The organism is Nakamurella deserti, from assembly GCF_003260015.1.
GTDB lineage: Bacteria > Actinomycetota > Actinomycetes > Mycobacteriales > Nakamurellaceae > Nakamurella > Nakamurella deserti.
In genome coordinates, this window is record NZ_QCXS01000002.1 from 1,332,761 (window position 1) to 1,355,013 (window position 22,253).

Consider the following 22,253-nt stretch of genomic DNA (forward strand, 5'->3'; position numbering starts at 1 on the left):
CACTATGATGATCAAATGCCCACCTCTAACACTCCAATACAATACTCCGATCTGACAGAAATAGAGCATGACATCGTGCGCTCGTCCCAGACGGGCAACTGGTGGTACGCCGACCCGGATGCAAGCTTCGGGCCAGCGCTCGGAGCAGGTAACGACTCAACGCGCTGGGATGTCCGGGCAAAGGTGCTTGTCCAACTTCTTACCGGACTCGACGAACTGTCGTTCGACGCGAGCGGCGATGCCCGTGCGGTGCGCGCCGTGCGCGTCTCGGGCGCGCGGATCGTAGGAGACTTCAACTTGGCGGGGTTCAAGCTGCGCTGTCCGCTTGAATTCGTCAACTGCTCTTTCATCACCAGTCAGCCATTAGACCTCAGCGGAACAAGCACCAGTGGACTTCGAATCGTTAGCTGCTCAATGCCGCGTGGTCTCAATGCAGCTCAGGTCGAGGTCAACGGTAACCTGGATCTGAGATTCCTTACAAGTGGCGACGTCGTAGACCTCAGTCAGGCGCAGATCGCCGGTTCACTTTACCTCCAGGGATCTTCCCTCCGCAGCTCCGGCGATCAATCGCTACTTCTAGTCAGTGCCAAAGTGGGTGGCGGAATCTTCGCGGATAGAATGCAGTGCCGGGGAACCATGGATGCCCTAAATTTGCAGGCCGACTTCCTTAAGCTTGACGGAGCTCATCTAGACAGTGAAGGGTCTACGGCTTTCATAGGCGAAGGCCTCAGGTTGCAGGGCAACTTTCTGGCTAGACAGGGTGCACGATTCGATGGTCTCGTGTCGCTCCGCAGTGCTGCGATACGGGGGCACCTGCTTTTAGACGGTAGTAGCTTCAACAATGTCGGCCAAACGGCCCTCGATCTCAGTAATGCCGAGGTGAGTGGCGATATAGCATGCCGCGCCGGCTTTCTCTGTTACGGACGCTTCCAGATGCATGATTCAAAAGTATTTGGATCTTTGCAGATGAACGGCGCGAGTTGCCACAACCCAGGCGATCTGGCTATCGCATTTGACCGACTGCAGGTCAAAGGCAGCTGGTTGTGCCGCGGCGGATTCTTCGCTGACGGCACAGTCTCTACCATCGACGCGAAGATTGAGGGCGAGGTTGCATTCGACGCCGCTGTACTCACCAATCCCGGTGGAGATACTGTGCGTGCGGAGAGGATAAGTGTCGGAGCATCCATCTTTTTCCGGGCACGCGCTCGCTCTGTGGGTCGTTTGAACTTCAGCAACGCGCAAGTAGGTGGTTCCGTATTGCTAGTTGAATGTGACCTGGTTGGTGCGGCGGACCAAGTGACATGCACCTTGAACGGTGCATCTGTCTCGGACTTGATGCACGTCGCGCCCGCTGAACACCACGGTGTCATCGATTTGCGCGGAGCAAAGGCATCCCGACACAAGGGTGCTGCAGGTATAGCGGACCGGTATCAGCTACAGGGATACGTTTACGGAGCAATTATTCCTGAGGTTCCGACGGTGGACCTCCGCAACCGCCTGCAATGGCTGAGGAACGATCCAGAAGGGTACTCTCCAGGACCGTACTCAGTGCTCGCCGGCGTCCTAAAACACCACGGGTATCTGGCGGAAGCCAAGAAAACGTCGATCGAATCTCAGCGCATTCGACGTGCTAGAACGCGCGGCGTGCGTGGTGTTGTATCGCGTTCCTGGAGCTTCCTCTTGCGCAATACAATTGGATACGGCTACAAGCCAGGGTTGGCTTTCGCCTGGCTCGTAATAACGGTGGCGGTCGGTAGTACATCGATACAGTTGTTGCGAGACAAAATGGTAGCGGGTTCCGGTGCGCCGCCGTTCAACAGTCTAATATACGTCGTGGATAATATGCTGCCGTTCGTTGACTTCGGCTACTCGAAATGGGTGGCTAGTGGTCTCGCTCAAATCGTGACCGTGGCCACTGTACTTTGCGGTTACGTTCTAGTTGCGGCCATCTTGGCCGCTCTCGCAGGCGTATTACGGCGCGGCGACTAGCGGCGCAGAAATGCGACCTCAAGGGTCCGCGTGGCGGCTTATCAGGCGTGCCGCGAGACACCACGACTTGGCGGTCGACCTCCCAAGAGCTCGCTTGGTGGACGACTGCGTGTGAACACGGTCCGCGGACACCGACGTGCGCGACCTGGGGCACTATCCAGGAGAAAGGCGTCGCCGCCTGGGTGGAGAACCCCCCGCGGGCGTCACGACGGGCGCTAGGTCCGATCCTGAGTCACCACCTATTGGTCACCAGAGTCAGTCGAGCATGAAGGCGCTCATGAACACCGTGAGCCAGGATGTGCCCCACCTGTGGGTCCTCGGTAAACGAAGGAGACTAGCAGCCGTGCCCTGAGGCTTTCGTCGCGGGCAGTGGCGAACTCAATGTTGTTCCATCCATCACCGACGGGTCTGACAGACAGGGGTCGGGACCGGGCCGGATACGAAATTGACAGGCGTCTTGGGCGAGTCGCCGAATCTTCACCGCCACGATGAAGCGCTTAATACCAAGTCGCATCCCGTTGACGCTGACCTCCGATCAGACGGAACCCAGCTACCTAGAGGCGTCCGCAGCGTGCGCTGGTAGCCTACCGCTAGCATGTAGCGAAGAAGGTTAAGGAGTGCATACCACACTGAAGAGGAGTGTCGTGATGGAGAAAATACCGCAAGTGTCTCCGCAAGGGAATACTGTTTATCCAGATGTCCCCCCTATTTTAGCTGCTTCTGCGCATGAATCCATCAAGTTCGCTGTCGGCCCCGCAGAGAGCAAGCGATCAGAACTATGGTGGATTCATGCAACCGACGACGGGTTTTATGTTGGTACGCCCCTATTCAACTACATGACCTTCTCCTTTCACAAGTCCGGTCGGTGGTCGCTGGCTTGGACCCATTCAGCTGCTCAGCGGTTCGGCATAAACGGCACGCGAATCATCGAGTCCTTCCGTCCGTCGCCTGAATCGGCACCCGGCCGAATGCATGCGTTGTCTATTGTGATCCCCATGACGAGTTTAGTCACACCGGGGGTTGGGCGCACAAACGTCGGTGACGAAGTTTCGTATTGGCCGCCCCTTCGGAGAGACGAAGCCGTCTCGTTTGACATATACGTACATCAACCTAACGCACCTGAAGCCACTCTTGCGGGACCCATACTGGGACTAGTAGGAACCTGTCCAACGCTTGACGGAGGCCAGCTGGCGATCGTCGCGATGGCGCTTTGCTCGGTTGAGGCGAAAAATTGGTTGTGGCAAATGCGGACACAGGAGATGCAGAAACCGGTCCAACCAAATCCTAAAGGCGGGCAACATTCTTTCGCTACAGCCAAAGTAGGCGGGGTATTGCATATCGTCGATCTGGGCGATCCCAACAGTCCTAATCTTTTCTAGCCATTTAGACAGCACAACCACTCAAAGTACAGATGACACGAGCTCACCGACGGACTTATGTGCCAAGTATCTAAAAGCGTCGTGTGAGCGTCTACCGTTGTTGACTACAAGCGATTCAATGGAGCGGCCGAAGCCGTGGACATCTGGAAACAATTGGGATATGTCCGACTTAGTCGCTACAAGATCATTTTTATCACTCACGTTCACCCAACGAGGCACGAATTCCGGGAACGCGGGTGGTCGCTTTGAGAGCCTGTCGTAGATTACTGATCTTAACCCGAGCGGGCTCCCGAGTGTGATTAGCAGAGAAGGTACGGGCATTGAGTCTTCCTGCCGGCAGAGGTAATCGTAAGCAACAACTGATCCAAGGGAATGCGCGATAAGGACCTTCGTATCGGAATCGCAAACTGCAACCAGTCGTCCACTCACCTGCTCACGAATTTCTTCGTCTGTCATGTAGCGAACCACCTCAACGAGATCTCGGAAGAACAAGCGTTGTGTGAGCCAAAGGCCGCTTGTCGCCAGCCAACGAACTCTGCTCAACGAAGAAACCGCCGTCCGCGCAGCCCTTTTGCCGATTCCTTGTTGCTCGCGCCCCGCTCCTGTCAAAGCTGATAACTCGCGTTGCGCCTGGGCATTTGCCGAATGGGCAGGATCTTCGGCCAGCTCGTACAACCACAGCATCGATAACTCTTCGGCAAGATCACGTTGTTCGGAAGTCAAACCGATAAAAGGGTCTGCAGCTCCCTGCGTATTGGGAGTAGTAAATACATCAGCATAATAGGCCAAGTCTACCGATATCAAATTACTGTCTCGCGCGAGCCGTGCAGACGGATTAGGCGTATGGATGCGGCACGCTAAGTCAGCGCGCCCTGCCTCCAAGAGACAACTCTTTAAGGCCTCACCGAACTCTTGTTGTAGAAGTACCGGTTCCCGGTTCGTCTGCCCGATGCCGTGGACGACAGCTATTCGTGTCATTCAGATTCCTCGTTGATTATTACGACGCGCGAGTGCAGTTATACTAGGTTCCCGTAATGGTAGCAGCAGAAAAATCTTGGAGAGCAGATGAGTGAACGGCATGCCATTGTTGTTGGCTCACAGTGCATCAGCCTGCCGTCGCAACCACTCACCTTCCTCCCAGGTAGAGCATCAGACCTGTTCGACGTACTTGTGGACCCTGACTTAGGTGCATGCGATCCTGCAGCGTCTACGCTGCTGATTGATCCGACGACATCGGAAATGGTAGCTGCAGTTCAAAGATCTGTAGCCAGTGCCAGCGAGTCAGACGCGGCCCTACTTGTCGCACTCATCGGGCACGGTCACGTGCCGGAATTCGGTCCAGCAGATCAGCTGTTCTTCCTCACCAAGGATGCTTCGGTTCCCCCGACCAGCCACGCTGGCTACCACATTGCGCAGAACCTAATCGACAGTTTACGACTTGACGGATCCGCAGGAGTAACAGGTGTACTACTCATCATCGACACTTGCTACGGCGGTGTCGGTGCTGCGGAGGTAATGAATGGGTTGCAGACCATCGCGGCGTCAGCAGATATCTCGTTGGAGATTGCAGGAGCCACGTTTGATCAAGTTGCCATTGATGGGTGCTTCTCAAACTCACTGGTTGAACTGTTGCGTAGCGGGCACCAAGCCCCGATTGAGCACTTCAGCGTCCGCGATACGAGCAATTGGGCGGCTCAGATATGCACGGCTCAAGAGGAACCGGTACATTTGGCTTTCGCCCGGGGACGTCTTCTGCCCATGGGCGACCCCGGGCTCTGGATTGCAAAAAATAAGAAATACAACCAGCAACCGGGCGGCCTATTGGGCGGCATGCAAGAATTAGCCATTTCCTCGACTTTCTACGCGCCGACAACTGCCTTGGAGGATGTTGTGGAAGCTGCCGACAGCGGCGGCTGCGTATTGATAGTCGGTACGTCCGGTAGCGGGAAGACCACGCTGTTCTCTGCCCTCGCGGCACCGGAAAAGGCCCCCGGGATCATCCCCCAAAGCTTTCTGAATGCGGCCGCTTTCTGCTCGAAGTCGTCCACGGTGGAGACGTTGTGCGACGTTCTAGTCGCTCAACTTTCGAATAGTCATAGTTTCTTGCTATCAAGCGCAAGCTATCAGGACGCTCGCTCGGAAACCGAATACGCCCTTGAGTCGACCTTCCTGGCACGTGTTCTGGGTCCCTTACTTGATAGTGTAGAGCAGGACCCCGCAACGCCGCCGGTTCGGATCGCCATAGACGCGGTCAACTTGCTTGCACCTTCCGATCTGACCGAAGTTTTGTCGACGGTGATCGATAATCAAGCACGACTTAACGACAGCTCGTTAACTGTGATCCTGTCAACGACCGCTGAGGCAGATCTGGTGACAAACTTCCCCGCGCTTCGTGTTGTGTACTCTAGAGATCCCACTTCGGACGAGATAGCCGTATATCTTCGTTCTCGGGGACTGCCCTCGAAGCTGGTCGCTGCGGTGACAGAGGCTATGGGCCAGTGCTCGTGGATGCAGTTAAGCCTATTGGCTGATGAACTCCTGCGTCGAGAAGCTGCGGCTCTAAGAGCCGTACGGTCGCTCGACGAGATGTATGAACTCATGCTTGCAGATCTCACATCGAATGATGCACTCGCCAAAGCCGCGGTGGAAGTAATGGCAGTCGGAACGAAAAGCGCGTCAGTCCCCTCGGACATCGCTCGTCGGGCCGTCGAAGTCGTACTTGAGCAATCCGTTACGCTGGCAGCCTGGCGCTCCGTATTAGCAAAATGCGGTTCTCTCATAGTGCGCCGGTCCGCAGGAACTGAAGGGGAGCAGATCGGGCTTCTCCACGACTCATTATCGGCATTTCTAATAGCGTCAATGGACGAAGCCACCGTGCATTCTGCTTTCCTAGCGACAGCGAGTATAGGGGCCGAGCCTGGACTAGCGCGGGACTATTGGGAAGTTAGTCTTATTGAGCACCTCTGGGGCGCGGGTGCCTATCACGAAGCTCTGGCAGCTGTTCGCGAGTCTCTAACTCAGCGTCCAGGTGATAATCTGCCCAAACTTCGTAGGTGGATTACTCGCGCCGGGAGCGTTCTAGGCGAGTTCGATACCGAAATGATTGAGCTTCAAACTGCCGTTGCTAATCAATACGGTATGGCTGGCGCTGTGGACATGGCTGTGACGGAACTGAGCGAGTTGCTTGAACGCTTGTCAGCGGAGTATGGCGCACACGACGAGATGACCTTCAGCACTCGCTATAGCATATCTCATTGGCTAATCGAGCTTGGTCATTTCGAAGAGGCTATGCACTGGCTGAAAGCATTGCTCAGGGACCAAACAGTTTTCTATGACCCCAAATCTGGAGAGGTATTAGTAACCAAGTTTGCGATTGCGACTGCACGACTGGGGGTAGGTGATTCGGGTGCTCGCGATGATCTAGTCGAGCTGATCGCGGAATTCCCGGAGGGGAGCGAGGACAACCTCAATGGCCTTCGATGGTTGTCCGCTGCGAAGAACAACGAAGCATATGCCCGAGCACAATCCGGAGATCTGAAAGGTGCGTTGTCAACGTTCCGCGAGTTATTAGGTGATCAGCTAGAGCTAGGTTTATCCGCTTCGGACCGAGATGTGATGCTGACGCGAAACAACATTGCGCAGATGTATCAAGATCTTGGTCAGCTAGACCTTTCGCTGGCGGAGAACAGATTACTGGTCGCGGACAGGACCGATGCGCTTGGTGAACGCGATCCAGACACGCTAGTCTCGCTCAACAACCTAGCCGCGTCCTACTTCTTATTGGGCCATTTTGGCACAGCGCGGCAACAATTTTGGACCTTGTATCAGACTAAACTCGAGGTCTTCGGACCGCGTCGTCAGTCTACGCACTACACCTTGGAAAATTTGATTTCCTGCATCAACAAGGATCGAACGACTGCGGTGACAGAACTGCGGGCTCTCCGATCGGCGATAAGTGAGCTGCCTCTTAGCGCATCTTGTTGTTTGGAGTTTGTCGATGCCGCGCAATCTAAGGGGTTGGACTCAGGGATACTTCAATAGAACATCCGTCGAGGGAATCGTCCTGCTGCGCCAGATTCGGTCAATGCGGTATGTGCCGTGTCAGGTCCCTCGTCCAGACCGGGGTCAATCAGAACCTTTCGTGGCCTCCAAGTTCATCCTTCAGATAACCAGGTGGAGTCCTGGTCCGACTCCATGTGCGGGGACATCTGGGTCAACGGCCCCTCGGCCGATCTGTCGCAGCGAGCCAAGGCGTGGGTCACCGGCGGCGGCCGATCCCGCTAAGCGACCAGCAAGCAAACAGATTGTCTCCGCCATCACGAACGTCTACTGTCAGCAATGACCCCTGAAGGGGAGCAGTGACCTAAGCCCCTGCTCCGAACAACACCCATCGCTTCGATACCTCAGCTTGATGTCAGTTAATGAGTAGCTTTCAAGGTGCTTGGCAATAGACGCATAGGTTTCTCCGAGAAACGCAATGTCTGTATCGTCGTCCTGTCCGCAGTGAAGACATCGAACCCGTCAGCATCCGCGTTAGGCCGTCGTGATGGAAGTCGAGCGAGCCGTTGGGGCTCGACGCACCTCAAGGTCCCCCAGTCCCGCAGCATCCATGGGTCTAGTACCTGCAACGCGGCTTCCGTATCTAAACCCAAGAGGCTCGCTCGGAACTGCGTCGGGACCAGGGATACGAACCTGCTCAATGGTCCGGCGAGTCTGTAAAACTTGGCAGTCTCTGTGGACGCATCGAAATGATACACCCGGACAAGTTCGAAACTATCGGGGTGTGTTTCGCTGAAGGCGAGCTCGTTAGGACTAACGAAGAACGACGCAGATGCGGCATTCCTCGTTGTCTTCACCTCGATGTGCCGTGCGCGTCCGTCTTCACTAAATGAGCGGATGTCATAGCCTGCACCATCTCCTTCGACTACTAACACGTGGACGATCCGTTCTGCGAGTTCGGGCCGCCCAAGTTGCACAAGCCGGCGTTGCTCCGCAAGCAGAATAAGCCGTTCGCCAGCCAAGCCGAGGACCTTGTTTCGTGCGTCTTGATCCGGGTGCAGCGCCATCTTGACTGCCTTGAATTGCGCTGTTCTAGTGGGTCCAGGAGTGCGGCCGCCTGGTGCTTCCTGTTCCACCAGGTGGTATCGGTCCAGGGTCTCGTCCTCCGCGCTCATCAACTCGACCGAAGCCGGATTGATCGACGGTTCTTGCACTGCGGGGTTGTCTACTGGGACGAGGGGTAACCCCATGCCGCGACGGACATGAGCGGGCACTGGCCAGTCCATGAGCTGCCATTGAAAGTGCACTGGCTGCTCCCGTTCTTGATCATGACTCAAGTACCCCAGGGTTCCATGTATGTGTACGGATCACGCGCGCGGGTCCGCAAGAATAGAAAGATTGACTCCGCGAGGTCGTTGTGACTTATCAAATCCTTCACCGTTGCATGTTGCAAGCGTTGTTGCGGCTGAGACTGCCAGGACAACACACCGTCCGCAGTAATGGACTCGTCGAAGGCGTGTTTACCTTCGATGCGACCGAAGGTCACGAAGAAGACGAATGACGTGGGCCGCTCCGGTAGGCGAACTATCCCCGAGATGCCCAGCTGCCTGCCTGTGGAGTGAAGTGAGTGTCCGGAGAGAAAATGGCGTGGACATCTTCTCGGGTGTAGCTGTGCCAGAGCTCTAGTGTCTTCATCCTGCCTGCATGCTCCTTGGTGACCCGCCAGGAGGCGGTTCACGTTGAGTTGGGCGGCTCACGACGGCCGCCGGGCGGGTCTACCTACCTCCGGCGGTCACCACCTGCCTGGCGTGGCGAGGAGAAGCCGCCGCGGTGGTCGCGGACTCAGCCGCGGAGGCACGATGCCCCGCGCAGGCCACCTGAGGTACCGCGGACGATTCTGTGCCGTCTGTAAATCGGAGTCGCTACCCCGATGCCCGCGTTGCCGTTACGTAGGAGGCTCCTGGAGGAGCGAAGGGAAGCCGGGGGTAAGTAGACCCGCCCCCGGCGACTCCCGACCACTCTGGCGTACTAGGAGAAGTCCCCATGAGGGTGGTGGTGGGCGTGGACTTCGACTTGGGCAGGGATGTTCCGAAACGAACAAAGGACCTACAGTCAGGGCCGGAGGCCGCCAGTTGAAGCTGGCGACCCCGACCCGGGTGCTCAACCTCGGACGATTACAACCCGACGTTGTCGAACGGGTCCGAAGGCATGTGCGTGTTCAGAAAATGCTGGGCTCAGGCCGAGAGCGCGTTATTCAAGCTCCGCCTCGACTGCCCGGAGCCTGGGCGACGCGGCACCGCAGCTCATGGCCGTCGCGCTCCACGACGAAGACTGGAGCGAGGGGATGAAAGACTTCGCGCAGGCTGCACGCGCCAGCGCCAGCACGGTGACGCCGCCCGCTGAACGTTCACTGAACGAATTAGAAGGGAAAATCCGCGTACTGAAGCGCGGCTCTGCGTAGGGACAGGGTCTGCGACGCGTGGTCTCATCAGCTATTACTCGTCACGGCCACTCACGAATGACCCCCACGCTGCCCCATCTGACCCCCGCCTGAAACGAATCCGTACAGTGTCAGTTCGAATCTGACCAGGGGCACCCACTCCGCGCCGTCCTTCCCGGCGGTCATTCCCTGTCGCGCCCGACGGTCGCGATGTCCGCGGCGATGGCCGAGATGACGCCCCGCCAGTGCTCACGGCGGTGCTCGCGGGCCCGGGCGTCGGGCAGTCGCTCCTCGTGGAAGCCCAACCGTGCCCGGCCGCGGGAGGCCGCCCGGACGGACACCTGCACGACCGTCATGCCCGCGCCTCCGGCGGGCTCCCACCGCAACCGGATCTTCTCGCCGTCCCGCACGGAGCGGATCTCGAAGCGGCCCCCGGTCGCGGTGCGCCCGGTGGCGCCGGCGTCGTGGGGCAGTGGGCCGCCGGTCTCCCCCAGCCAGTGGGCCAGGCCGGAGCCGGTCAGCCACCCCCACAGCGCGTCGGGGGCGATGTCCAGGACAGCACTGACGCCGACCTCCCAGCCGGCGTCGCGGGTGTGCCCGACCGCGCGCGGCTCAACTGACACAGAATTCGTTGCCCTCCGGATCGCGCAGCGTCGTCGTCGCGACCCCGCGGTCGGCACTGGTCCACGCGACGGTGGCGCCGAGCGCGACGAGGCGCGCGACCTCGTGGTCGGCGCGCTCCGCGCCGACCTGCAGGTCCAGGTGCTGCCGCAGCTTCCCCGGCGGGCGACCCGGTTCCCGCTGCAGCAGCATCCGGGGTCGACGGCCCTCCGGGTCGCGGCAGGCCGCGAGGTCGGCGAACCCGGTGCCGTGGTCGGTGTGCACCACCGCCTGCTCCGGGAGCCGCCCCGTGGCGACCAGCCCTTCCACGACCGCCGTGTGGTCCTCGATCTCGTAGCCCAGCGCCGTTGACCAGAACGCGACCAGCTCGTGGGGCTCGTCGCAGTCCAAGGTGATCTGGATCTCCATGTAACCATTACAGTGGTTACATGCTGGGTCGTCAAGAGCGGGAACGGTGGCTGGTCGACCCTCGCGGCGGACGGTTCGCCTTCGACTCCGGGTCGGTGGCGCTGGACCTCGCCTACACCGGCGGGCCGGGCCGCTACGCGGTGTTCGAGGTCCTGCACTCCCCCGTCGATCTGGTCCACTGGCTGGCCGACAGCGATCTGGGCGTCACCGTGCCGACGCCGGACAGCGCCACGTTCGACCGCATCCGCGATCTCCGGCCGGCGATCCTGGGGCTCGCCACCAGTGCCGCGACCGGCGGGGTGCCTCCCGACGACGACGTCCGGATCGTCAACGACTGGGCCGCCCGGCCGGCGCTGGTGCCGCAGCTCGTCGACGGAGCCGTGCACTGGGCCGCGCCGAGCGCCGCGGCGGCCGCCGCCACCGTGGCCCGGGAGACCATCACCCTGGTGACCACCGCCGACGGCCGGCTCCGGCGGTGCGCCGCCGACGACTGTCCCCTGGTCTTCCACGACCGCTCCCGCGCGGGAGTACGCCGGTGGTGCTCCATGCAGCGCTGCGGCAACCGACACAAGGTGCGCCGGCACCGGGCCCGGTCCGTGCCCCCGGCCCCCGACGCGCCCGGGCCCGCCGCGCGCTAGCGTGCAGCGCGTGCCTGCTCCCCACTGGACCCCCGACGAGTTCCGCCGTCAGGGCCACGCCGCCATCGACTGGATCGCCTCCTACCAGGAACGGGTCGCCGATCTCCCGGTGCGTTCGTCGGTGCGACCGGGCGAGATCGCCGCGATGCTGCCGGTGTCGCCGCCGGCCGGCGGCGAACCGTTCGCCGCGCTGCTCGCCGATCTCGACCGGTTGATGCCGGGCATCAGCCACTGGCAGCACCCGTCCTTCTTCGCCTACTTCCCGGCCAACGCCTCCGGACCGGCGATCCTGGGTGATCTGCTCGCGTCCGGGCTCGGGGTGCAGGGCATGGTGTGGGCGACGAGCCCGGCGGCCACCGAGGTCGAGACCCGCACGATGGACTGGCTGGCCGAGCTGCTCGGCCTGCCGGACCGCTTCCGGTCGAGCGGGGCCGGCGGTGGGGTCATCCAGGACACCGCCTCGAGTGCGGTGCTCACGGCGCTGGTCGCGGCGCTGCACCGGGCCAGCGACGGGATGCTGCGGCGGCGCGGCTTCGACCGCCCCTACACCGTCTACTGCTCGGCCGAGGCCCACTCGTCCGTGGCCAAGGCCGTGACCGTGGCCGGGGTCGGGTCCGACCAGCTGCGCAGGATCGCCACCGTCTCGCCGGGCGGTCCGCTCGACGTGGCCGCACTGGAGCAGGCGCTGACCGACGACGTGACCGCCGGCCGGCGGCCGGCGCTCATCGTGTCGGCCGTCGGCACGACCGGCACCGGCGCCGTGGACGACACCGTCGCACTCGGCGCGCTCGCCCGCCGCTTCGGCGCCTGGCTGCACGTCGACGCCGCCTGGGCCGGGGTCGCCGCCGTGGCGCCGGAGTTCCGGCCGCTGCTCAACGCCGGGCTGGAGTCCGCGGACTCCTACGCCACCAACCCGCACAAGTGGCTGCTGACCAACTTCGACTGCGACGCCTTCTACGTGGCCGACCGGGTGGCGCTGACGTCCGCGCTGGCCGAGAACCCGGAGTACCTCAGGACGGCCGAGTCCGACGCCGGGGCGGTCATCGACTACCGGGACTGGCACATCCAGCTCGGCCGGCGGTTCCGGGCGCTCAAACTGTGGGCGGTGCTGCGCCACTACGGCCCGGACGGCCTCGCCGCCCACATCCGGGACGGGGTCGCCCTGGCCGAGCGGTTCGCGGCGGGCCTGCGGGGCGACGACCGCTTCTCGATCACCCACGAGAACCTGTCGCTGGTCTGCTTCCGGCTCACCGACGACGACGCGACGGGGAGCGCCACCCTCGATCTCATGCGGCGGGTGAACGAGAGCGGGCGGGCGTACCTGTCGCACACCACCACCGGCGGCCGGGCGGTCATCCGGATGGCGGTGGGGACACCGGCGACCGCGGAACGGCACATCGACGACCTGCTCGCGCTGCTGGCCGAGCTGCGCTGACTCAGCGCAGCCGCATCAGACCCTCCTGCACGACGGTCGCGACCAGTTGCCCCGCGCGGTCGTAGAACTTGCCGATGCCCAGTCCCCGCCCGCCGGACGTGCTCGGTGAGCTGACGTCGTAGAGCAGCCACTCGTCGGCGCGCAACGGTCGGTGGAACCACATGGCGTGGTCCAGCGACGCCAGCTGTACGTCGTCCCCGCCGTAGGCGAGACCGTGCTGCGTCAGCACCCCTTCGAGCAACGTGACGTCGGACAGGTAGGCCAGCAGACAGACGTGCAGCACCGGGTCGTCCGGCAGGACGCCGTCGGCCTTGAACCAGATCCGGCTGTGCGCCTCCTCCCCGGGGGCGGCGGGCTGGACCACCCACGGCGGCTCGCTCACGTAGCGGACGTCGAAGGCACGGGGCGCCCGACGCCAGCCGGCGATCTCCCGGGAGACACCCGCGACCCGTTCGGCCAGCGTCGGCAACGACTCCGGCGCAGGCACGTCCGGCATCGTCTCGGTGTGGTCGAGGCCGGCCTCGTCGATCTGGAACGACGCGGACATCGCGAAGGTCGTCTGGCCGTTCTGCTGGGCCAGCACGCGGCGGGTGGTGAAGGAGGTGCCGTCCCGCAAGCGGTCCACCTCGTACTCGATCGGGATCGAGGACATGCCGGGCCGCAGGAAGTAGGCGTGCAGTGAGTGGACCTGGCGGTCCGCCGGCACGGTGCGGGCCGCGGCGACCAGCGCCTGGCTCGCGACCTGCCCGCCGAACACCCGGGCACGCCCGGATCCGGGCGGCGAATAGCCGCGGAACGACGCCGGCCCGGTCTGTTCGAGCGTCAGCAGCCGCACCAACGCATCGAGCACGACCTGGCCGCGCAGCACCCCGTCGGTGTCGCGCTCGGGTGCGGCGGCCGGGCCGGCCGACGACCGGTCCGACCCGTCCGTCATCAGTCGAAGTCCGCCTCGCCGATCCGGTGCACCCGGATCAGGTTGGTCGAGCCGGAGGTGTTGGGCGGCGAGCCCGCCACGACGACCACCAGGTCACCCTTGCTGAACGCGGGCATCTTGCTCAGCTCGGCGTCGACCAGGTCGATCATCTCGTCCGTGGTCTCGACCGGGGGGACCAGGAAGGTCTCCACACCCCACGTCAGCGCGAGCTGGGAGCGGGTCGACGCGTCGGCGGTGAACGCCAGCAGCGGCAGCTCGGTGTGCAACCGGGCGAGGCGCTTGATGGTGTCGCCGGACTTGGTGAAGGCGACCAGGGCCTTGGCCTCCAGGCGCTCGCCGATGTCGCGCGCGGCGTAGGAGATGACGCCACGGCGGGTCTTCGGAACGTGCTTGAGCTCGGGCGCCTCGACCGACTCGGCCTCGACGGCCTGGATGATGCGGGCCATCGTCTTGACCGTGATGAACGGGTACTTGCCCACCGACGTCTCGCCGGACAGCATCACCGCGTCGGTGCCGTCGAGGACGGCGTTGGCGACGTCGGACGCCTCGGCGCGGGTCGGCCGGGAGTGGTCGATCATCGAGTCGAGCATCTGGGTGGCCACGATGACCGGCTTGGCGTTCTCCCGCGCGATGGTCACGATGCGCTTCTGCACCAGCGGCACCTGCTCCAGCGGCAGCTCGACGCCGAGATCGCCGCGGGCGACCATGACGCCGTCGAACGCGAGCACGATGGCCTCGAGGTTGGCGACCGCCTCGGGCTTCTCGAGCTTGGCGATGACCGGGATGCGCGGCGCGCCGACCTCGTCCATGACGGCGTGCACCAGCTCGATGTCGCTCGCGGAGCGGACGAAGGACAGCGCGATGAAGTCCACGCCCAGGCTCAGCGCGAACTTGAGGTCGGCGACGTCCTTCTCCGACATCGCGGGGACCGAGACGTTCATGCCGGGGAGCGAGATGCCCTTGTTGTTGGAGACCTCGCCACCTTCGACGACGGTGCAGACGACGTCGTTGCCCTGCACGTCGTGGACGACGAGCCCGACCTTGCCGTCGTCGATGAGCAGGCGGTCACCCGGGCGGGCGTCGGTGGCCAGGCCCTTGTAGGTGGTGGAGACGCGGTCGTGGTCGCCGACGAGGTCGTCGACGGTGATCGTCACCTGCTCCCCGTTGGCCCACATGACCGGACCGTCGGCGAACCGGCCGAGGCGGATCTTGGGGCCCTGGAGGTCGGCGAGGACGCCGACGGCGCGGCCGCTGGCGTTGGAGGCCTCGCGGACGCGGTGGTAGACGACCTCGTGGTCGGCGTGGTCACCGTGACTGAAGTTCATCCGGGCGACGTCCATCCCGGACTCGACCAGATTGGCGATGGCCTCCGCGGAGTACGTGGCGGGGCCCAGTGTGCAGACGATCTTGGCTCGACGATCCATGCGAGCACCATAACGCCTTCTTGACCGATTCACCTCCCTCGACGTGCGGAATCATCCGATGGCCGGTCAGTGTTCGCCCCCCGGTCCGCTCCGCGACGCCTGACACCGTCCTGGTGGCCGCCCCCGGCGACTCGCGGACACGCTGATCCGGAGGCCGACCGTGGGTGCACCCGGACGCACCCCCGCGCCGATCAGCGGCCGGGCTGTCCGCCCTCCGGACGCCCGGCGCGACCGCGGCTACGTCCCGGTCGCGATGCCCGGCGGCGCTGCGACGGCGCGTCGACGTCGTCGGCTCCCGGCCACCGGCGAGGTGCGGTTCCGCCCGGCGGCTGCGGCGGCCCGGATGTCAACGGCCTCAGCCGTCAGCCTCCCCTGATGTCGACGACCGAGAACGTCACCGGCCGCGATCGTCACTGTCGCTGACGTCAGCGGCCGCGGTGCCGCGGCAGGACGTGGAAGTCGGGGTGGTCGTCGTCGGTCACCAGCTCGGGAGTTCCGGCGACCCGCAACCGCGGGGTCCGCACCGAGGGGGCGTCCGTCCGACCGAGGCTCTCGAGCACCTCGAACTCGGCGGTCCGGTCCGATCGCACGGCACGGCCGGGGCGACGCAGCGGGGAGGCCATCAGAGGGACCGTAGAGCGCGAGTGATCATGCTCTGACTATCGGGGATCACAGCGCTGTAGTTACACAAAGTCGACAACCGTTAGCTGAGTGTGACCTAGTCGCGGCGCCGCAACCACGACGGCCCGACCTCCGTGGGAAGGCCGGGCCGTCGGTCGGACCAGGAGAAACCGGATCAGCGCAACGCGACCGCGGTCGGGTGCACAGGGTCCGGCAGCATCGACGAGCCCATCAGGTAGGCGTCGACGCCGGCGGCGGCCGACCGTCCTTCGGCGATCGCCCAGACGATCAACGACTGGCCGCGGCCCGCGTCGCCCGCCACGAACACGCCGTCCACGGTGGTCATGTAGGCGTCGTCGCGCTGGACGTTGCCCCGCTGGGTGATCCCCACGCCGAGGCCCTCGAGCAGACCCGGCGTCTCGGGCCCGGTGAAGCCGAGCGCGATGAAGACGAGGTCGGCCTTGACGAACGTGTCGGTGCCCTCGGTGGGGATGAACCCGCCGGGGACGCGCGTGCCCTCGACGAGGTGGATACCGGTGACGGCGCCGTTCTCGTCGGCGGCGAAGGTGGTGGAGTTGACCCCGAAGATGCGCTCGCCACCCTCTTCGTGCGCGGCGGAGGTCCGCAGCATCAGGGGGTAGACCGGCCACGGCGTCGAGGGATCCCGGGTGGCGGGCGGCGCCACGTGGATGTCGAGCTGGCGGACCGACCTCGCACCCTGGCGCAGCGCGGTGCCGTAGCAGTCGGCGCCGGTGTCACCGCCGCCGATGATGACGACGTCCTTGTCCTTCGCGTCGATCGACAGGGTGTCCAGGGTGCCCTCGAGCACCTTGTTCGCCTGGACCAGGTAGTCCATGGCCAGGTGGATCCCGGCGAGATGACGTCCCTCGACGTCGATCTCGCGCGGCACGGTCGAGCCGGTGGCGAGGATGACGGCGTCGAACCGGTCGCGGAGCGCGGCGACGGTCACGTCCGAGCCCTCGGCGCCGACGTTGACCCCGGCGACGAACTCGACCCCTTCGGCCCGGAGCTGGTCCAGCCGCGCGTCGAGCACGGCGCGGTCCATCTTGAACCACGGGATGCCGTACCGCATCAACCCGCCGATACGGATGTCGCGCTCGAAGACGACGACGTCGTGACCGGCACGGGCCAACTGCTGGGCCGCCGCGAGGCCGGCCGGACCGGAGCCGACCACGGCGACCTTCTTGCCGGTGCGGACCTCCGCCGGGCGCGGCACGAGCGCCTGGCCGGAGGCGATCGAGCGGTCGGCGATCTCCTGCTCGACCAGCTTGATGGCCACCGGATCGTCGCCGATACCGAGGACGCAGGAGCCCTCACACGGGGCCGGGCACAGCCGTCCGGTGAACTCCGGGAAGTTGTTCGTCGCGTGCAGCCGTTCGGACGCGTCCTCCCAGCTGTCCAACCGGGTCAGCTCGTTCCACTCCGGGATGAGGTTGCCCAGCGGGCAGCCCTGGTGGCAGAACGGGATGCCGCAGTCCATGCAGCGGGCGGCCTGCGCACGGGTCGCGTCCTTGTCGAACGGCTCGTACACCTCGTTCCAGTCCCGCAGCCGCAGCGGCACGGGACGCCGGTGCGGGGTCTGCCGCTGGTACTTCAGAAATCCGCTGGGGTCAGCCACGCGACGCCTCCATGATCATCTGGTCGGCGTCCACGCCCAGCGACGCCGCCTCGGCCCGCAGGTCGAGCACCCGCTTGTAGTCGCGCGGCATGATGCGCACGAAGCGCAGCGCCGACCGCGGGAAGTCGTCGAGCAGGTCGGCCGCCACGCGGGAGCCGGTGAGGGCCACGTGGGTGGTGAGAACCTGCTCCAGCCAGTCGATCTCGCTCTCGACGAGGTCCTCGATCTCGACCAGCTCCGGGTTGACCTTGGCCGCCACGTGGTCGAGCAGGTAGGCGATGCCGCCGCTCATGCCCGCGGCGACGTTGCGCCCGGTCTTGCCCAGGATGACCGCCCGGCCACCCGTCATGTACTCGCAGGCGTGGTCGCCGGTGCCCTCGACGACGAGCAACGCCCCGGAGTTGCGCACCCCGAACCGCTCCCCCACCCGACCGCGGATGAAGATCTCGCCCGAGGTCGCGCCGTAGGCCACCGTGTTGCCACCGATGACCTGACGGATCCCCGGCTGCGTGCGCGGCGCGTGCGGCGACGGCCGCAGCACGATCCGCCCGCCGGACAGCCCCTTGCCGATGTAGTCGTTGGCGTCGCCGACCATCGTGATCGTGATGCCCGGCGGCAGGAACGCCCCCAGCGACTGCCCGGCGGTGCCGGTCAGCTTGACGTCCAGGGTGCGGTCCGGCAGGCCCTCGGGACCGAACCGCTTGGTCACCTCGTAGCCGAGCATGGTGCCGGCGGTGCGGTCGACGTTGCGCACCGGCAGGTCGATCCGGGTCCGCCCGCCCTCCAGCAGGGTCGGCGCGGCCAGCTCGATGAGCTTGGCGTCCAGCGTGCGGGACAGGTCGTGCCGGGCCGGCCGGGTGCAGTACAGCGCACTGTCCACCTCCGGCACGTGCAGCAGCGGACGCAGGTCGAGACCACCGGCGCGGAAGTGCGCGACCGCCTTCTCGATGTCGATCAGCTCCGCGTGTCCGACGGCCTCGTCGACGCTGCGGAAGCCGAGCTCGGCCAGGTACTCCCGGATCTGCTGGGCGAGGAACAGGAAGAACGTCTCGACGAACTCCGGCGTCCCCGTGTAGCGCGCCCTCAGCACCGGGTTCTGGGTGGCGACCCCCACCGGGCAGGTGTCCAGGTGGCAGACGCGCATCATCACGCAGCCGGCGACCACCAGGGGGGCGGTCGAGAAGCCGAACTCCTCCGCACCGAGCAGCATCGCGATGATGACGTCGCGGCCGGTCTTGAGACCGCCGTCGACCTGCAGCCGGACCTGGGCGCGCAGCTGGTTGAGCCGCAGCGTCTGCTGCGCCTCGGCCAGACCGAGCTCCCACGGCTGGCCGGTGTGCTTGAGCGAGGTGAGCGGCGCGGCACCGGTGCCGCCGTCGTAGCCGGCCACGATGACCGCGTCGGCGTGCGCCTTGGTCACCCCGGCCGCGACCGTGCCGACCCCCGGCTCGGACACCAGCTTGACCGAGACCCGCGCCGCCGGGTTGGCGTTGCGGACGTCGTGGATGAGTTGCTTGAGGTCCTCGATCGAATAGATGTCGTGGTGCGGCGGCGGCGAGATGAGCCCGACCCCGGTGGTGGCGTGCCGGGTCTTGGCGATCCAGGGGTAGACCTTCTGGCCGGGCAGCTGGCCACCCTCGCCGGGCTTGGCCCCCTGCGCCATCTTGAGCTGGATCTCGCCCGCGTTGACCAGGTAGGCGCTGGTCACGCCGAACCGGCCGGACGCCACCTGCTTGATGAACGAGCGCCGCGACGGGTCGAGCAGCCGCTCCACGTCCTCGCCGCCCTCGCCGGTGTTGGACTTGCCGCCGAGGCGGTTCATCGCCACGGCCAGGGTCTCGTGCGCCTCGGCCGAGATCGAGCCGTAGCTCATCGCCCCGGTGACGAAGCGCTTGACGATCTCGGTCGCCGGCTCCACCTCGTCCAGCGGGACGGACGGCCGGACGTCGGTCCTGAGGGTGAACAACCCGCGCAGCGTGCCGCCCTTGGTGGACAGCCCGTCGACGGTGTCGGTGTACCGGCGGAAGATGCTCTCCTGCTTGGAGCGGGTCGCGTGCTGCAGCAGGTACACAGTCTCCGGGTTGAACAGGTGCAGCTCGCCCTCACGACGCCACTGGTAGTCGCCGCCGGTGGGCAGCTTGCGGTGCTCCAGCACGGCGTCGTTGGCCGGGAAGGCCAGTGCGTGCCGGGCGGCGACGTCGGCGGCGATGATGTCCAGTCCGGAGCCGCCCGTCGGCGAGAACGTCCCGGTGAAGTACTCGTCGAGCACCGACTGCTCGAGGCCGAACGCGGCGAACACCTGCGCACCGGTGTAGGACGCGACGGTCGAGATGCCCATCTTGCTCATCACCTTCAGCACGCCCTTGCTCAGCGCGTACACGGTGTTCTTGACGGCCTTCGACGGCGAGATCTTCGGACCCAGGGCCCCGTGGGCGGCCAGGTCGGCGGCGGTCTCCAGCGCGAGGTACGGGTTCACCGCGGCGGCGCCGTAGCCCAGCAGCAGAGCCACGTGGTGCACCTCGCGGGCGTCACCGGCCTCCACCACGAGGCCGACCTTGGTGCGGGTCTTCTGCCGGACGAGGTGCTGGTGGATCGCCGACGTGATGAGCAGCGACGGGATCGGGGCGTAGGTCTCGTCGGAGTCACGGTCGGAGACGACGATGATCCGCGCACCCGCGGCGACGGCGGCGTCGGTGTCCCGGCGGGCCTGCTCGATCGCGGCGGCCAGCGCCTCACCGCCGCCGGCGACCTCGTACAGGCCGGGGACGACGGCCGCGGCCAGCCCGGGCAGGTCACCGTCGGAGTTCACGCCGACGAGCCGGGCCAGGTCCTGGTTGTCGATGACCGGGAGCGGCAGCAGGATCGTGCGACACGACGCCGGTGTGGGCTGCAGCAGGTTGCCCTCCGGGCCGAGCACCGAGGCGAGCGAGGTGACGACCTGCTCCCGGACGGCGTCCAGCGGCGGGTTCGTGACCTGCGCGAAGAGTTGGCTGAAGTAGTCGAACAGCAGCCGCGCGCGGCTGGACAGCACCGCCTCGGGGGTGTCGGTGCCCATCGAGCCGATGCCCTCGGCGGCGGTGCCGGCCATCGGGGTCAGCAGGACCCGCAGGTCCTCCTCGGTGTAGCCGAAGACCTGCTGCCGCTGCAGCACGTCCTCCGGATCCGGGTGGTTCTGCGGGCGCGGCGGCAGGTCGGCCAGCGCGATGGTGCCGGCGTGCACCCACTCGGTGTAGGGCTGCTCGGCGGCCAGCGAGTACTTGACCTCGGTGTCGTCGAGGACGCGGCCGGCCACCGTGTCGACGAGGAACATCCGGCCGGGCTGCAGCCGGCCGCGCTCGATGACGTGCTCCGGCGGGATCGGCAGCACGCCGGACTCCGAGGCCAGCACCACGGTGCCGTAGTCGGTCAGCCACCAGCGGCCGGGACGCAGGCCGTTGCGGTCGAGCACCGCGCCGAGCATCCGGCCGTCGGTGAAGGTGACGCAGGCCGGGCCGTCCCACGGCTCCATCAGGCAGGCGTGGAACTCGGCGAAGCCCCGGACCTTCTCGTCCAGCGTCGGGTTGTTCTCCCACGCCTCCGGGATCATCATCATCACCGCGTGCGGCAGCGACCGGCCCGCCAGGTGCAGCAGCTCCAGGACCTCGTCGAACGACGCGGAGTCCGACGCCGCGTCCGAGCAGATCGGGTAGACCCGCGACAGGTCGCCGGGGATCAGGTCCGTGGCCAGCAGCGCCTCACGGGCGCGCATCCAGTTGCGGTTGCCGCGGACGGTGTTGATCTCGCCGTTGTGGGCGATGAAGCGGAACGGGTGCGCCAACGGCCACGCCGGGAAGGTGTTCGTGGAGAACCGCGAGTGCACGATGGCGATCGCACTCTCCATCCGGACGTCGGTCAGGTCCGGGTAGAAGGCCGGCAGCTGCTCGGTGGTCAGCATCCCCTTGTAGGTGATGGTGCGGCTCGACAGCGACGGGAAATAGACCTCGCAGCCCTCCGCCGCGGTCTGGTGCTCGATGCGCTTGCGGGCGGGGAACACCAGCCGGTCCAGGGCCAGCCCGGCCGGGCGGACGCCGTCGGCCCCGGCCTCGGCGGCCAGGAACAGCTGCTCGAAGACGGGCATCACGTCCAACGCCATCTGCCCGACGCCGGCGTGCACGGGCACCGTCGGCACGGTCCGCCACCCCAGCAACTCCAGGCCCTCCTGGGCGACGATCATCGCGATGATGTCCTTGGCCGCGGCGCGCTGCGCGGCGTCGCGGGGCAGGAAGGCGATGCCGGCCGCGAACGCGCAGCCGTCGGCGCCCGCCGGGGTCTTCGGCAGGTCGAATTCGCAGACCGCGCGGAACAGCTCCTCCGGGACCTGCACCAGGATGCCGGCGCCGTCACCGACGGCGGGGTCGGCGCCGGCGGCGCCGCGGTGGTCGAGGTTGATCAGGGCCGTGATGCCGTCGGCGACGATGCGGTGCGAGCGGCGACCTCTCAGGTCGGCGATGGCGGCGACCCCGCACGAATCCTTCTCGTAGCGGGGGTCGTAGAGCCCTTGCGGGGCGGGGATTGCCGAGAAGCTCACGGCACTCCTCCCGTCGTCTGCGGTGTCAACACGGCGGCCAGTAAGGCGTAAAAGCGGTGCACTGATCCACAGGGGTGATCGGGATTCAGCGGCGGCGGATCGATGGCGCTGCGTCCAGCCTGTTTGACGGGAGCGTCGGCGCGAGTACGGGAGCATGTG

At 65.1% G+C, this 22,253-nt stretch carries 13 protein-coding genes; 4 read left to right on the forward strand and 9 right to left on the reverse strand.

The features are described 5' to 3' along the window. Positions 1 to 15 precede the first annotated feature (15 nt). Positions 16 to 1,989 (forward strand): hypothetical protein, encoded by a 1,974-nt coding sequence (locus DB033_RS20580; protein ID WP_157970534.1) that lies wholly within the window; start codon positions 16 to 18, stop codon positions 1,987 to 1,989. A 1,400-nt stretch (positions 1,990 to 3,389) separates the two neighbouring features. On the opposite strand, the gene DB033_RS20585 is transcribed toward DB033_RS20580, so the two are convergent. Beyond that, a complete protein-coding gene (locus DB033_RS20585; RefSeq protein ID WP_157970535.1) occupies positions 3,390 to 4,346 on the reverse strand; it encodes a hypothetical protein in 957 nt (318 codons plus the stop codon). A gap of 87 nt (positions 4,347 to 4,433) precedes the next feature. On the opposite strand from DB033_RS20585, the gene DB033_RS20590 reads away from it, so the two are divergent. Continuing rightward, entirely contained in the window at positions 4,434 to 7,409 is a 2,976-nt protein-coding gene (locus DB033_RS20590) for a tetratricopeptide repeat protein (protein ID WP_157970536.1), read from the forward strand. 377 nt (positions 7,410 to 7,786) lie between these two features. Here the strand turns inward: DB033_RS20590 and DB033_RS21785 are convergent, their stop codons facing one another. The 3 genes from DB033_RS21785 to DB033_RS06150 all read right to left on the reverse strand — a co-directional run bounded on the left by DB033_RS21785 (position 7,787) and on the right by DB033_RS06150 (position 10,836). Beyond that, positions 7,787 to 8,653 (reverse strand): protein NO VEIN domain-containing protein, encoded by an 867-nt coding sequence (locus tag DB033_RS21785; protein ID WP_420814050.1) that lies wholly within the window; start codon positions 8,651 to 8,653, stop codon positions 7,787 to 7,789. A gap of 1,336 nt (positions 8,654 to 9,989) precedes the next feature. Further along, positions 9,990 to 10,430, reverse strand: a complete 441-nt coding sequence (locus DB033_RS06145) for an SRPBCC domain-containing protein (protein ID WP_111765903.1) — start codon at positions 10,428 to 10,430, stop codon at positions 9,990 to 9,992. Continuing rightward, the gene (locus DB033_RS06150; RefSeq protein WP_111765904.1) at positions 10,420 to 10,836 is read right to left on the reverse strand and encodes a VOC family protein; all 417 of its coding nucleotides are present in this window, start codon (positions 10,834 to 10,836) and stop codon (positions 10,420 to 10,422) included. Before DB033_RS06150 ends, DB033_RS06145 begins: the two co-directional genes overlap by 11 nt. A 20-nt stretch (positions 10,837 to 10,856) precedes the next feature. Here DB033_RS06150 and DB033_RS06155 point away from each other — a divergent pair, with 20 nt between their 5' ends. Both DB033_RS06155 and DB033_RS06160 read left to right on the forward strand, forming a co-directional pair. Further along, positions 10,857 to 11,474, forward strand: coding sequence for a CGNR zinc finger domain-containing protein (locus tag DB033_RS06155; protein WP_111765905.1), 618 nt, complete (start codon positions 10,857 to 10,859; stop codon positions 11,472 to 11,474). A 10-nt stretch (positions 11,475 to 11,484) separates the two neighbouring features. After that, positions 11,485 to 12,909 (forward strand): pyridoxal-dependent decarboxylase, encoded by a 1,425-nt coding sequence (locus DB033_RS06160; protein ID WP_111767287.1) that lies wholly within the window; start codon positions 11,485 to 11,487, stop codon positions 12,907 to 12,909. Position 12,910: 1 nt separating this feature from the next. Here the strand turns inward: DB033_RS06160 and DB033_RS06165 are convergent, their stop codons facing one another. The 5 genes from DB033_RS06165 to gltB all read right to left on the reverse strand — a co-directional run bounded on the left by DB033_RS06165 (position 12,911) and on the right by gltB (position 22,094). Next, a complete protein-coding gene (locus tag DB033_RS06165; protein WP_111765906.1) occupies positions 12,911 to 13,843 on the reverse strand; it encodes an acyl-CoA thioesterase in 933 nt (310 codons plus the stop codon). Next, positions 13,843 to 15,267 (reverse strand): pyruvate kinase, encoded by a 1,425-nt coding sequence (gene pyk / locus DB033_RS06170; protein ID WP_111765907.1) that lies wholly within the window; start codon positions 15,265 to 15,267, stop codon positions 13,843 to 13,845. The genes DB033_RS06165 and pyk overlap by 1 nt, the downstream gene beginning before the upstream one ends. A gap of 425 nt (positions 15,268 to 15,692) precedes the next feature. Continuing rightward, the gene (locus tag DB033_RS06175) at positions 15,693 to 15,890 is read right to left on the reverse strand and encodes a hypothetical protein (protein WP_111765908.1); all 198 of its coding nucleotides are present in this window, start codon (positions 15,888 to 15,890) and stop codon (positions 15,693 to 15,695) included. 173 nt (positions 15,891 to 16,063) lie between these two features. After that, positions 16,064 to 17,527, reverse strand: coding sequence for a glutamate synthase subunit beta (locus DB033_RS06180; protein WP_111765909.1), 1,464 nt, complete (start codon positions 17,525 to 17,527; stop codon positions 16,064 to 16,066). Next, the gene (gene gltB, locus DB033_RS06185; protein ID WP_111765910.1) at positions 17,520 to 22,094 is read right to left on the reverse strand and encodes a glutamate synthase large subunit; all 4,575 of its coding nucleotides are present in this window, start codon (positions 22,092 to 22,094) and stop codon (positions 17,520 to 17,522) included. The genes DB033_RS06180 and gltB overlap by 8 nt, the downstream gene beginning before the upstream one ends. Positions 22,095 to 22,253: the final 159 nt, after the last annotated feature.